We start from the raw sequence: 14,044 nt of genomic DNA, 5'->3' as shown, positions 1-14,044 counted from the left end.
CCTCTGTGGGCCCATCCCACACAGTTCCTACCGCCCCGGGAATCCTGGCCCCGGACGTGTCCTCCGCGACATCTGCGGCAGAGCCGCCAAAAGAATTACGTGCCATAAAAGCCAATCCTTAAATAGTGTTGGTTTCGATCACTCCCGAAATGAAAAATTGGGAATTACCAGGAAAGCCGGGCATCCCATCCAGACCCCCGGTCGGTGTAGTCGGACTGGGAACCATCAGATTGAGAGCCGTAGAGTTCGGGGTTGTGGACGCCGTTACCGACATCATGTTTGGCAGATTCCCAGACTTGCCGCTGTTAGCTACATAACCGTGAACAATCTGAGTGTTCGCATTGGCGGCAACTGGGAGGGTGATACCAGCCCGCCAGTTCGAACCGGTCAGCATCGCCCCACCATCGTTGGCGTTTTTGACCTGAGCCGAGAACCAAATAATTCCGGGGGCGATCCATCGCCACCGCCCCGAACGATAAGAAGCAGGAAGCGAAGAGGTGCCCAGAATGCTTGGTGTGTATGCACGTGTGTATGTGAGGTCACGCGTAATCGTGGGACCCGAAGCCCCGTTGAAAAACTCAACCTGAATTGCTTTCCCAGTGTCCAGGTTTCCGTCAAGGTCGTAAACAAAGCCATGCTTAGGGGCCAGGTAAGCTGAGTCTTTTGTGTTCCAAGGGGACGTCACCGGAGCGGGCATAGGGTAGAGAACTCGGCTAGCGACAGTCACAGCCCCGTTTTTGGCGGGAGCATTGATTGCCATGATCGGAAATTCCCAGATGCCACCTGGCTGCCTGCGTGGCTGAGGCTCCACAGGTGATGCGGCAGCAGTTCCTTGAAGAATGGTCATGTTCGCAGCCGATTTCGCCATATCCAGGCGCACAACCAGCAGGTCTTTTCTGTCGTTGCCCCCAGGATTGTCAGCAACGGTCAGGGTCATGGGCTCTGTGAGTTCATAAAAGAATCCACCCACGGTGACCGTCCCCTCAGTCACCGTAATTTTGCGGCTACTGGTCACGGAAACTCTAAAGGGAAGATCCCCGGACGAGTACGAACCCGCAGGCAGCGGGAGGTTAGTTCGGTCGCCTAGGGCCTGAGCCATCATCGATTGCCACTGAGCCTGAGAAACAACCGCCTTACCGCCGTTGGCGTTATCCGCTTCAAACGGGTAACTGTTTTCAGCCATAATTACATCCTCGCTTCTAGGCGACGCAACTTCTTGCGGAGTTCATCCACCGTCGCATAAAGATTCAACGGCTCTCCGGAGCCCTGTTCCCCGATCTTCGGGTGAACGTCTACAGCGTTTCCACCGTCATCAACAGAGATGGTTACCTCTCGCACAACGTCTACGTATTCAACTCCGTTGATTGCGACCGTAATGCGATCGCCAACGAAATAGTCACGGCCAAACAGGCAAGTTTCCGTGTCGATGGGGTAAATCTGAAAGTTACCATTCTTCTCACCCTCAGAGAGGGCGGAAGTAGCAGCATCAACGGCCGCATCCTTAGCGGCCTGAAAGTCTGCATCGGTCATTTCAGAGTCGGACTTAACGACCTTCCCGTTAGGGATATCCCACTTCAATTGAATGTCTCGCCGGTCAACAAAGGTTTCGATTTGCAAGCCCCACTCTTCCTCCGATGCTGTGTCAATCTTCTGGTAGTAGTAGCGCTCCTGATTCTCGCCATCACATCCAACAATGGCGCGAGTCACCTTAGGCGCTGACACAGTCCAGATATATTCCCGCAGGTTTCCAAGCTCAGGAGACAGGCGAACAGATTTAGAAAGGTCGCGAGGCTGGAAGATCACCAAATCAATAAGTTGGGTTTCAGCGTTATAGATCAGTCGGTAAGCAACACCCGTGGTGTCGTACCAGGTAGCCAGTTTTTCCCCGACTTCATCGAATCGCAGCGTATCCGCCATGCCCTTATTGGTAAGGCTTGATGGTTGGAGGTTCAACCCCGCAACCCTTCGATCAGCTACGGCCCCCGGCCCAATGCTCTTGTTCAGCTCGTCATAAATCATTTTCGCCGCCGCAGTGCTGGCAGGGATAGCCCGGGAGGATACAGAAGATTTCCACTGGTCTACCGCAGAACGGGACGGGTCGGGAAAGGCGAGGCGTCGGTAAGCGAGGGTGTTATGGCATTTACCAGCAATGTATACGGACCCTGGGCCTGTGTGCTGCACGGTCGTCCAGTAGAGCTGAAAGGTGTCTACCTGTCCGGAAAGAAGGGGCGTGTTAACGCCATCCTGCCAAATAACAATGCCCCCGCCCTTTTGGATTAGCTCAGCCTGTGTAGTCCCCGCTTTGATGAGGAGCTGCCATGAGCCCTCCTCGCAAAGTCGCACTGTAAAGTCAAGAGAGATCCATTCATCGATCTCCCCGATACGCCTCATGTTTCGGTCAATGACCTCAACTCGGTAACCCATAACCCTCCCTCAGATGTAGCTTGCGAATCGTGGGCGAAAAGACAAAGAAATAGACGCCATCCCCGACCCTGCTACCACATTTACCGTTGCCCGGGTTTCGCCCGGCTCAACAGCCCAGAAAACCGGATTGGTGGAAAGACGATCCCAAAAGTTAGCTCCAAGATCATCCCTAGCCGTCTTGTGCCCAGGCCGCGTGTCAATCGTCAGCGTCCTACCAGAGGGCACCACATCGGAGCCGTCAGCCCGTGCTAGAGCCTCAACGGTGGCCCCGTCAGGGCCCACTAGGGAGAAGCTTTTGACAGGGCCTGTGAGGGCCCATACAGGCCACGCATCAATGTCCCCATCATTGCGGATCACTACGTTGGCAGCCCCGTCCCCTCCGAGGACCCCGGACACCACCTGTAGTGGTAGGAAGGCTCTGGTGGAACTCAGGAATGGTTTTGCGGAGTCTCCGAACGTCCATTGCTGGGATGTGACCTGATCCGCGTAGAACCATGGCTCCATAGCTGTGAACGTGAGCCCATAACGAGTGAACGTAAATCCGGACTCCTCGCCCTCACTACCCTCAAGCCCGCCTTTGTAGTAGGCGTTAATCCGGCGAGTTACCCCACTGCCTTCCGTGAAGGACAGCACGCAATAACCTCGCGCGGGGTTGAGGGCCTGAAAGAACTGGCGCTTAAGTGCGTTGATGCTCTGCCGGTCAATTCCATGCAGGTAAACAGGAATCATGATTTCCCGGCTTGACGTACGGCTGTTACGAAAGATCGCACCATCGAGATTGGGACTCTCATCCGAAAACAGGGCCAGGGGAGGCATGTCAAGCCCCGTAGCCCCAGGAAGCATAATGACGCCCGGCCACCTGGGATCACGGAAATCGGTCAGGGAAATAGGCTCCCCCTGACCGTTCCTGCCAGCAATTGAAACACTGGTGTGACTCCAGTTGACCGGAATGGGTGGCGGTACCGTCGTTACCTCAGGTACCACCACCCGTGCCCGGACAGGAAATGGCATGTGAAGCCCCCTCAGAATTTAGTGAATAGGGCCTCTGCCTGTCGGAGAGCCCGCATTACAGCCTGCGGTGTGGGCTCGTTACGAGCCTCATGAACGTGAATCTCATACTTTTTCCCATTGAGCAGGGCCTCTGTTTCAGCGTTGTTGTACACGCGTTCACCGCCCTGGAAATCCACGATTTCCCTGCCATTCTCCCCAACTACCCGGGAACCACGAGCCGCAGATTTGGTGCCCATCCAATACCCGGCATTGCCGGACAGGGCTTTAGTCCATCCCGAATTGTACCTATGCCGGGCATAGTTAAGCCCGGCATAAATGTTGGCTAGCGGGTTGAAAATGCCCATCCCCTTATACAGGCCCGCATACCTATCAAAGGTAGGCTGAATGGTCTGCATGAGGCCCTTAGACGGTGTGCCGTTCCGGGCATTGATGTCCCAGTTGTTGACCGCTAGAGGGTTGCCCCCAGACTCCACCTGAATGCGATGAAGCACCAAATCGGCATACTTGCTGGAAAGCCCTAGCGAACTGAGAGCATTGAGAACAACAGGGCGCCAGCGTTCAACGTTTCCGCCGCCCCCGGGCGTACTGCCCGCAGCGTCAAGAGCCTTGCCGTTAGGCATTTTGCCGGAAAGCTTGTCTGTCTTGTCGAAATCAAATAGGCCCTTAGTGTTGGGCATATTTTCTTTCGCCGTGTCCATGAAATCCCCGGCAACTTGCTTCGCATACTCCTTCGGGGAATCAATTACGCTCTTGACGGATTTGAACATCCCGGCATAGTTGTTATACGAGTCCTGTACAGCACTCCAAATACCACTAACAGAGTCCTGTACTAGCGACATGGGATCGGTTACGAGGGTTTTACCGATGGTCCACAGGGAACCAGCGGATTCCCGAAGGCCATTCCACAGGTTAGACCCGACACCCTTAACCGTCTTCCATGAGAAGAGATCCCCCAGGTATTTACGACCTCGGTCGTAGATGTTGCCCGAGCCTTTCCAGACATCATCCCAAAAATACTCTTTCGAAACCGGGGCGAAGGTACCACCAACAACACCAGCGGCCTGGCCAATAATGGTCGGAACCCTCCGAAGAAGCTTCCAAATGTCGTCGGTGAAGAAGTCGTAACCCTGTCGCGTTTTCCCAGAGAATGCAGATCCCTCGTAATGGGCGGCATCTGTACCCGTTCCGATGATCCCGGACTGAATGTCTCCGCCGAGAGCATTGGAGGTACTGTCCATGGTCATGGTCTGGAAGGCAGAGGAAACCAACGGCCCCACGTTCGTGAAGTCCATCCATTCCCGAATCTGATCCAAACCCAGTTTCCCAGCGACACCACCACGTGCGTAACGGGATATCTGACCGCGTACAGCCATCGCATTCCATGCGTTAATGGTTCCTGGCCCAATAGCCTGAGTTACCTCAGGGCGTAGTACAGCCTCGCCAGGGGAGAGGACAGCGGGAATACTGTCTACCCAAGGTGAATAACCTGGCAGGACTCCGACGCTATCAACGTCAGAGGCTTTCATTACGCCGCCGCGAGCCTTCTTCTTTTTGGACTTCTTAGACCCCCCGGAGGAAGAGCCACCCCCATGCTTCGAAATGTTCCCAAGCTGAGTATTCAGCTCGGAAGCTTCCTTCTTAGCCCTGGAGAGGCGATCCCCAAGAGTGTCCATCGACTTATTGAGCCCAGTTAGCGACTGCTTAGACAGAGTGGAAACCCTGCCATTAAGAGAAGACGTGCCCCCCTTAGTGCCAATCGTTTTGCTCGCCTTGTTAGCTGCCGAAGTAACCTTGTCGAACCAATCCCGGAGAGCCTTGAGGCTCTTGGCCTTGAGGGTGTTCACGGCATCCGACAGACTTTTAACGGCCTTAGTCGTCTTATTGACTGCGGAAGTAGTGTCCGTGAAATGTTTACGCAGAGCTGTCAACGATTTCTTGTTGAGATCCTTTACAGCGGTCTCGGCAGAACGAATCGCACCCGCCAGTTTCTCAACCTGATTGGTGGTGGTCTTGACCTGCTGTTCACGTAGGCTTCCCAGCTTGCGTGAATCAAGCGCCTTAATCTGCTGCTCGGAATCCCTCAGCTTGCGAGTTAGAGTGTCCGCTTTCGCGTACGTTTCCTGGAGCTGATCACGGATCGCAGCAAGGCTCGCAGAATTGGCCTGCCGTACCTCAGTACGGACATCAGAGACGGAGTTCGCCGCCTGACGGCTAGCGCCACTCACTGAGCTATCTCCGCTGCCGCTGAGCTGCCGGATTAGCTGGTTGAGGTGTTCCCCGTCAAGGGCTCGAATAGAGCGACGCAGTTCAGCACTACGATCATTCGTATCCTTGATCTCATCCTCAAGCCTCTGAATCTCCTGACGGAGCCTGTCAACCTGAGAATTCTGACCCGTAACACTGTCCACGGTTCTGCGTGCAATGCTTCGGTCATCACCGTTGCGCAATGTCTGCCTGCGGGTCCTGTACCCCTCACGGAACGTGCCCCCGGCCTGCCGAGAGGCCAGACCGGTATTAACCTGCCTCGCGACTCGTGTAGCACCTCGGGCAGCCCTGGCCCCACCCGAAACAACGGGCGTAATCATTTTTCCGAACTTCCCAAGAAGTTTCGTGAAGAGACCAATTGCGATGAGGAATGGAGTCACAATGGCAACCCATTTAGCAACAGTCAGGGCGAACTTGGCCCAACTGGAATGGCTCTTACCGAAGTCGGTTATCCAGGCAATCATCTCCATGAACGTGTCGGCAACCTCAAACGAGACTTCCGTTAGTTTCACCAGACCAGGGAGAAGCTTCTTTCCCTCCTCCTGAATCTGCTGTAGATACCCGCCCTCATACGTGTAGCCGTCTAGGGTTTTCTCGCCCTTCCGGTCATATGAATACTGGGGCGTCTTCTTGCCCATGATCTTTTCGCCAAGACCCGTGTACTCAAAGGTGCCGTCCTTGCCCTCTTTATAAAAGAGCTGCCCAAGACGGTATTGAGCACCTTCCTGCATCTGTTGAATGCGACCAGAGATGGTAGCCGAACCCATGCGAGCCGCAGAGCCCTTAATGCCGGATTCGGGATCTTCCCAGTGCCGTAGCAGAGCATCAATGAGCTGTTCACCGCTCAGGCCCCCGGTCTCTTTGGCATTCGCCATGAAATCCATGAGCTGAGCAGAAGCCTCATAATCTGTGGGAAGAGTTCGTGAAACCCCCCGCTTCTTATCGGAAGCTCGCATTTTTTTCAGTTCAGACGCCGTGTACGGCCTATCACGGAAACCCATGAGCTGGGCAATGTTCTGAGCGGGGATACCCGTTGCACGCTCAAGCTGCTTCACGTTTCGCAGAGGAGCGCGACCCATATCCTGAATAACCTCAAGGGCATAAAGGCCCTGGCTCACCATGTTCGGATCGGTGATGCCACCAAAAGCGGCTGAGTCACCAATCATTTTCACCATGTCATTAGCCCGCTGAGTTACAGCGTGAGAGCCCTTGCTCTGGCGTGCGGGATTAGACGAATTAAAGTCCTCTGAGTGGGACGCATTGGCACGCACATAACGCGTGCCGTACATAAGCATGTCATTGACAGAATACGGAGTAGCAATACCGTACTGCGTCATCTCCTTGAGCATTTCGTTAATGTCAGGAGTATTGACGCCCATGCCCTTGAGTCCAGTCTGAGACTGAATCATCATGTCAGCGGACTTGACACCAATCGTTGTGATTGCCGCAGAAACAAGAGCGAGCGGAGCAAGGAGTTTGTCACGGACGAGGTTGCCCGCCTCAACGGCGTTCGTCCCGACCTTGTGCAGGCCCTCTGCCCCGCCCTCAAATGCCTTAGTCCACTTGTTCACGGCATCGGTCGTAGGGCGGGTTACCTGCGTGATCAGGCGTCGGTGACTCTGGATCTGCTGCCGGTTGGTCGCGGCAATCGCTGTAGCCGCATCGAGCTGTGTCCGTAGGGACGCCCGTGCGGCAGCCTGCTGGGCTACTGCCGTCCGGCGTATCTCCGCCCGTCGTTCTGCCTCGGCCTGGCGCTGAGCAGCGGCCTGGGCCGCCAGCTCGCGGCGGGCCTCCGCCGTGGCAGCACGCTCCGCCTGGACGGCCTCACGCTCCCTCTGCTGTATGAGCCTGATCCGGGATCGCTCAGAGGTCTGCCAGCGGGTAGCAGCGTCACGAGCCGCCCTCTCCTCAGCCTGTACGGTCGCTTTGATGGCCGTACGGGTGGCGGCGGACGTACCTTCCACAAGAGAGCGTTTCTCCTGTTCAAGTTGTCGCGCTTCCTTGAATCGCTTGGCAGCTTCTTTGCCGTACTCTTTGGTGATAGCCGCTTCAATACGAGCAAGCGCACTTTTAGTGTCCTTGGCCTCTTTCTCCACAGCGGCGGAGGTCTTTTTAGCGGCCTTCTTCACTTCCGTCGGAAGAGTTTCAAAACCCTTTCCGGCAGCCTTGGCGAATGCTTTGCCCGCTTCCAGGCCAGTCTTTTCGAGAGTGGAGACCAGAGTCTTACGGAACTCGGCTTTGGTCTTCTGATCTATCTTGAGGAATACGTCTACATAACCCGACCCCACTTTGATGGGCCCACCAGCAGAAATAGCCATCTAGGGCCCTCCTTACAAGGCACTCATGGTTTGGAAGAACGTTGCAACCTCATTCCCGGAGGCAAATTCATTGGCAGGAATGGGGGGTTCCTCCTCGGGATCTCCTGGACGAGGGAGAGGCATTGGCGCATCCAAATCCGTACCAGCGGAAATGTTGGCCTTGAGGAAGTAATAATTATTCGCTTCTTGCGCGTCGTAAACGCGAGCAAGAATATGGGATTCCACAGACCATGAAGCTGATGCGTCCATGGCCATCAAAAGAGTAGAACGTCCCGGCTTTTTGAGTAGGGACTTTATTGCCACTCCAATACGGCGGAAAGACAGCCGCCGCCGCCACAAATCGAGAAGGTCAAGGCCAAAGAACTCTAGTAGGTCTGCCTCAAGCTCATCCCTGAATTCGTTGATTACAGCGGCTGTCGCTGTCAGTTTCCCGTGTCTTCGCCGCCCTGAGCCTCCGAAAGCTTGTCCATGAACACCTGAAAATCTCGGATAGTCGGACGAGTGGCCAGGTACTCAAGCCATTTGGCTTCACCAACAATGACCGAAGCGGCTTTCAGCTCGTCGTCAACAAGAAGCAGTTCTAGAGGCATGTCGAGTGGGGCGGGAACCTCGAAAGTGATTCCGGCGTGATCAAAATAGGTGGGCTTGTCTTCCGTCTCGGCCTCAAGTGGGGCGGACGGAGCGGAAGCAGTCTTTTTGGCAGGGGGCATGGATTCTCCATAGGGCAGGGGTATTTAGCGAGAGAGAAGGCCGGGGACTATGATCCCTCCCCGGCAAGGGATTCCGTCAGGATTTCTTGAGACTCTGAGTCTGCGGGGCCGCTAGACCCTGCGTCCCACTGTCCTCTGTGCCATCGGACACAGAAGCGTCATTTGTGAGCACGTAGCCAAGATTGCCGCCCGCATCGAGCGCGTCAAAGGTCAGTTCAAACTTGCCGTTCTCGGCACGCTGTAGCTGAATAGCTCCACGATCAGAAATCATCGCCCGGGAAATCACCGCACGATACTTCACAGAAGCGTCATACCAATCCACCACTAGGGAAATTTCCTTAAGAGCTGGATTCGAACTCAGGTCAAGCCGATACAGGCCAGTCTTGCCCTCAACGGCCTTCCATTCAGAGCCGAAGAAAAGTTCCGTGGTCAGCTTATTGAACTGAATCATTGTCGCTTTGATCTGAAAGGCAGCCGCAGTCACGTTATAGAGAACGGGTACGGCACTCTGCCATGCATTGACCGGATTGGTGGTAATACTCGGCGTGATAGTCACACCGCCTTCATCGGCATAACCTAGATCCTGATACCCGGTTGGCGCACCATCAACGTCTACCGGGGGAGTGGCCTCACCAGTAGCCACATACAGAGCCCCGTTAGGGGCAAAACGAATCTGCTTAGCGTCATTACTCATAGGCCCTCCAAGGGCATTAAAAAATATTCAGGCTTACGCCCCTGTCAGGAAAAGGGTCAGTTCCCCACCGTACATATGCTCTCGGGAAGTGGAATCCGGAAAGTACCGGGGTGAGGAAATTTCTGCCACGTCTAGAATCTGAGCCGAGTCAACTACCCTTCCGGGCGCCTGTTCGAGAAACAGTGTCGAAACAATAAGCGCAAGCTCAAGGGCCTCGCCCCTGTCAACGTGATAAACGTTGTACTCGATATCTGCTCGGTCCATCCTGTCACGAACGAGGCGAAACCCGCCGGAGTGTTCAAGATAAATAGTAGTGTCTCCGGATTCCCGAAGGTTCATGTCCCCGATAACGGAATCCGAGTTAACCCCCTGCGAGGACTGTAGGAATTTCTGAGCGATTGCAACAGGGTCAAACCTCATTCAATCCTCGCCCTCTCCAAAGCCTTTTTGAGATAGTGCCTTCCAGGATGGCGACGGCCCTTCGGGTCCCTGTAACCACCCTCCTGCAAGAGCGCGTGACGAACCTTTTCGTTATCCTCAATGATCACGTTTCCGTGCCAGCCCTTGAGCGACTTATCAAGACTCATGGAAATGCTTTTCCGAATCGCATTCCAGTTATCTCGCTTAAAACTCCCCCGGGGAGCATTGGCAATAGAGAGCTTCATAATGTCGGCTGTGTGAACGGCAACAGCTTCACGCGCATATTCTGAGCGAAATACTTCCGTTTCCCATCCTTTGGAAAACGTGAACTCGGCATCAGCCACTAGTGACCCTCCAAGCCTTCACCCGGTAGTGCCGAAGCGATGTATGCAAGAACGGCATAGGATCGCCCTCAACCTCGAACCAACGGCCTAGATAAAGAATGCGATCCTGAGCAGTAACCATTTCGGCTGAGACAGGCAGGTAAATACGTAGCCGCTCTTGTGCTGTGGCACGCTCAGGGGACCGGTAGTCAAAAGTCCGGTCCCCCTGAACGCACCCCAGGCCCTCCCAGAGCAGTTGCGGGCTGGTCCAGTCCCTAGCCCTGGCGTACGGCCCCTCAGCGGCCTGTGCGGCCCTGTAGGCGGCCAGTCGATCCGTGAAGTGCCTCATCAGCACCCCCCAAAGCGCAGGTCGATCACGCCGAGCTGACGCCGGTAGCGTCGGAGGGCAGCCCTGCCAGCAGGGGAGAGGGTCTGCACCGTGGAAGCCCCAGAGAATTCGGTCTCAATATCCCCGACTTTTTCCCGGGAGACCCCAGGGGCCACAGCAAGCCATCGAATGACCTCGGCACATACCGCCGCTTTGAGTCCTGCGGGAATCACCGGAAATCTGTCCGCGAGATTGCCACCACAGTAGTCATCAGCGTAAGCCGTAGCATCATCAAGAAACGCTTGGACGCGTGCCTTTTCATCATCTTCAATGGGCCGCCCCAAACGGGCGGCCACATCATCCACAGTTGCAATAATCAAATCACCCTCCCCCCAAGAGGCAGGAAAGGGCATCAGCTACCCGAAGGGGCCTGCTCAGTAATCGAGACCTTGAGGCCACGAACAAACTGTTCGCCAATCAGGGTGCCTCGCACGGAATAGGCGGGGTCCTCCTTGATGGTGGCGAAGCCATACATGGTGTCGAGGCCGATAGTGTCTGCCTTTTTCCCGTAGTCGTAATCCACGAGCATTCGGGTAGCGATACCGTTGATGTCCTGGAGAGAGCCAGTTACGGCACCCATCGGAATAGCAGGACAGACAGACGCAATAAGAAGCGCACTCTTGTGGAAGAGGTACATTTCAAGACCGAAGCTATTGTGAATCACAATGTCAAAGCCGTAGATACGGCCAACGATCGCCCGGCGAAGGGCGTTTGTGTCACCGCTGTAATCCACTGCCACAAATTCAGGGTCCTTGAGTAGAATTGCCTCAACCTCAGGACCCGCAATGAGGAATCGCTCAGACGCGGGAACAAGGGCGAGATTCATAGCCATGCGAGCATCGACAAGCGCGGTACGAATGCCTAGCGCACGCTGAGACATATTCGCAGCAGTGCCATCAGAAGTCGGAATGGTAACCGCAATGTCACCACCAACGGCCTTTTTCTGCGCTGCCGTAAGACCGTTACGGGTCACGTTGGCCTTGATAAACTCGGCTGTAGTGTCGTCAAAATATTCGGCAAAACCGCGAGTGAGCTTCGAAAGAACCTGAGATCCAAACTGCTTGAGGTCAAAGGCAACCTGTTCCATGGAAAGGGTAGTTGCGTTCTGCGCAAGGGTAGTAAGAACCACAGGGAATCGGGTTTCATTGATGAACCCATTAGGGGCCCGGCGATCCACAGTTGGTAGTGGACGGTCCGAGGCCGCAGCAAGTAGATTCTTATCACCCTTAATCGGATTCTGAATGGGAGCCGAAATGCCGGACGCCTGAACGGGAATCCCTCGCGATTCCCGATTGACGTTAATCGTGTCACCGATACCGCCGGTAAAGTTCAGCTCAGAGTACCGGGCGGGAATGCCGCCTAGGGTTAGCTGCCGGTCAAGGAGGCCAAGCGCGGCAATAGTGACCTGTTTCGGGTCAAGATTAAAGTGATGCGTAGTGGGATCAGCCATAGGTTATGCCCTCCGTATTAGAGAAAACGACCCCCAGCAATAAGGTCTGCAAGCTCATTGGGGTCCATAGAAGTGATTTCGTTGCCCCCTGCGGGGGACTGGTGACCGGCTCCCTGAATGTTCGGGAATTCCGTAACCGCCTGCTTCTCGGCAGGCTTAGGCATCGACTCAATTAGGCTCTTGACCTTCTCCGCATCCGGCTTGCCCTCATCACTGATGAAGCGACTCACGTCCAGATACTCAAGCGGGACATTGACGCCAGCTTTAGCGGCCTGAGTCTGAATCTCCGCCTTAACAAGATCCGGGGTCAGCTCAGCCCGAACGGCTTTCTTAGCCTCGTCCCGAGCGGCCTCAATGGCCTTTTCAAGGTCGGACTTACCGGAGTCGCGGAGCTGGTCACGCTCCTGAGAAGCAGCCTTGAACTTGTCCTCATTGGAACGGGAAAGGTTTTTCCACTTATCCCGTTCCGTTGTCAGTTCGGCAATCTGCTCTTCCAGCGTCTTGCCAGCAGGAGGAGGAGAGTTCGGGTCCTTGATGTCATCTGCCATAGTGTGTTTTCCATTTCGGAAGGGCACCCCATTTCGGCGCGCCGTTACTTTCGCTCATTGATTTTCCGGTTCGCGTTACCAGAATTAGAAGGAGGTGGTTTATCCGCTGGGGTCTTTGCGGCCGCAGGGTTCAAACCAGCCTGCGGCTGCGGAAGAATCCTTTGTATCGCCGCCTCAGCCTTAGCATCCTGTTTGCGCATTTCGCGAAACATGGCTATCTGAGTGGCAGTGAAACCAGCCTCAGCCCAAAGGAACTCCTCCGGAACGTTGAGCTGTTTCATTTTCAGAAGTGCATCAATATGCTGAGCCTCAGTGCGGTATTCAGGGTCACGCCACTGTGTTTCCATGTCGAAAGCATTTCGCCTATCGTCATTTTTCACAGCGAAGCAAAGCCGAATAACTCGCTCCCAGCACTCACCAAAATGGAGCATCCGTTCTTTCACCTTGGCAACTAGCCCCGCCTCGGCCCCTAGGATCGACTCACCAGAAGGCGCAGAACCACCATTGACCAAAAAATAATGTGGGGGAGTGCGGGAAATTGCGCCAAGGTGCTGTAGCAAAACGCCAATAAGTATGGCGTAGTTACCCAAGTCAGCGGCTTCTAGGGTGCCGAACTTGGCTTGTGGGTCCTCAGCCTGGAGGATTTTGTCTGCCCCAGAATCAAAAGGCTGAATGGGGTTTCCAGCATCGTCTAGCTGAATTTCCAGACCTGTGACAGTACGCAGGGGAAAAGCCGCTGCCTCACTAGTGGTGAGGGCATCCATAAGCGTTTTGTTGATGGCATCCTGAATCGGAATCACATTTTGCAGGTCCGACATCGGAGCCCCACCAAGACGGGCCCGGTTGTAAAATGGCACCACGGGAACGACGTTCAGAGGATTGGGCCGCTTAGTGCCCGACTCCCATTCCGTCTTTCCAAAAGGGACCTCATAGACGTATTCCTCAGTCCACAGGGTGACCATCTGACGGCCCCAGGAATCCATGTAGAAACGCGCAGCGGCTTCTAGCTCAGTGAGTGACCCCGGCTTGTACTGAACGACCATTTCCTGCGAGGAAACGGGCGTAATAATGGGCTCGCCCTTCTTGTCCGCCCACACCAGCACAAAAGACTTTCCAGTGATAAGGGCGTCAAGGTGCACAGCACTGGAAAACGAATCCATGGAGGATCGCTGCCAGAACTCGCGAGCGTCTTGATCGGTCCCAGTTCCAGGAAGCCGGAAACCTTCAACGTGTAGACGCTCGTTAGTCGAATCTAGGATTGTTCCGCAGAAGTTGTCCCGCCACGTCTCAAAAACACCACGAAAGGCAGACTTGTATTTAGCTTGCGAAAAGGCAAACTTTTGCTGATCCCCGTCGTAATACTTGATGTACTGGTGAATCTGATCTCCGGGACCGGGAAGCCTGCCGTACAAATAGGCTAGCCAATCCTGAGGGTTCTGAGGGGGCCCAACGGCATTATAGCCACCAGGAGGAATAATCATGAGGTCTCGCTT

General features: G+C 54.9%; 12 protein-coding genes. All 12 read right to left on the bottom strand.

Translation table 11 applies throughout. The features are described 5' to 3' along the window. Positions 1 to 118 precede the first annotated feature (118 nt). Entirely contained in the window at positions 119 to 1,183 is a 1,065-nt protein-coding gene (locus STTU_RS34530) for a hypothetical protein (RefSeq protein ID WP_043254033.1), read from the bottom strand. Positions 1,184 to 1,185: 2 nt separating this feature from the next. Further along, the gene (locus tag STTU_RS03860) at positions 1,186 to 2,391 is read right to left on the bottom strand and encodes a siphovirus ReqiPepy6 Gp37-like family protein (RefSeq protein WP_234019137.1); all 1,206 of its coding nucleotides are present in this window, start codon (positions 2,389 to 2,391) and stop codon (positions 1,186 to 1,188) included. 42 nt (positions 2,392 to 2,433) lie between these two features. Further along, entirely contained in the window at positions 2,434 to 3,240 is an 807-nt protein-coding gene (locus STTU_RS32165; protein WP_234019136.1) for a phage tail domain-containing protein, read from the bottom strand. 206 nt (positions 3,241 to 3,446) lie between these two features. After that, on the bottom strand, positions 3,447 to 8,018 hold the full coding sequence (locus STTU_RS35190) for a transglycosylase SLT domain-containing protein (RefSeq protein ID WP_007819987.1): 4,572 nt from the start codon (positions 8,016 to 8,018) through the stop codon (positions 3,447 to 3,449). A 12-nt stretch (positions 8,019 to 8,030) separates the two neighbouring features. After that, entirely contained in the window at positions 8,031 to 8,273 is a 243-nt protein-coding gene (locus tag STTU_RS32160) for a hypothetical protein (RefSeq protein WP_234019135.1), read from the bottom strand. Positions 8,274 to 8,440: 167 nt separating this feature from the next. Next, a complete protein-coding gene (locus tag STTU_RS34525) occupies positions 8,441 to 8,728 on the bottom strand; it encodes a hypothetical protein (RefSeq protein WP_007819986.1) in 288 nt (95 codons plus the stop codon). 76 nt (positions 8,729 to 8,804) lie between these two features. Next, a complete protein-coding gene (locus STTU_RS32155) occupies positions 8,805 to 9,422 on the bottom strand; it encodes a hypothetical protein (protein WP_234019134.1) in 618 nt (205 codons plus the stop codon). 416 nt (positions 9,423 to 9,838) lie between these two features. Continuing rightward, entirely contained in the window at positions 9,839 to 10,186 is a 348-nt protein-coding gene (locus STTU_RS34520; RefSeq protein WP_007819985.1) for a hypothetical protein, read from the bottom strand. 327 nt (positions 10,187 to 10,513) lie between these two features. After that, complete coding sequence (locus tag STTU_RS32645; protein WP_234019133.1) at positions 10,514 to 10,858, bottom strand: phage head-tail connector protein; 345 nt, start codon at positions 10,856 to 10,858, stop codon at positions 10,514 to 10,516. A gap of 47 nt (positions 10,859 to 10,905) precedes the next feature. After that, complete coding sequence (locus STTU_RS34515; protein WP_158678771.1) at positions 10,906 to 12,003, bottom strand: hypothetical protein; 1,098 nt, start codon at positions 12,001 to 12,003, stop codon at positions 10,906 to 10,908. 17 nt (positions 12,004 to 12,020) lie between these two features. Continuing rightward, positions 12,021 to 12,551 carry a hypothetical protein gene (locus STTU_RS03845; RefSeq protein ID WP_043254028.1) on the bottom strand — a complete coding sequence of 177 codons (531 nt, stop codon included), beginning with the start codon at positions 12,549 to 12,551 and terminating at the stop codon, positions 12,021 to 12,023. A gap of 44 nt (positions 12,552 to 12,595) precedes the next feature. Next, positions 12,596 to 14,032: a phage portal protein gene (locus STTU_RS32640; RefSeq protein WP_078518911.1), complete on the bottom strand. Its 1,437-nt coding sequence runs from the start codon at positions 14,030 to 14,032 to the stop codon at positions 12,596 to 12,598. Positions 14,033 to 14,044 lie beyond the last annotated feature (12 nt).

It is taken from the genome of Streptomyces sp. Tu6071 (assembly GCF_000213055.1).
GTDB lineage: Bacteria > Actinomycetota > Actinomycetes > Streptomycetales > Streptomycetaceae > Streptomyces > Streptomyces evansiae.
Note: the sequence above shows the minus strand (reverse complement) of the source record. Positions and strands in the feature narration are given on the sequence as shown.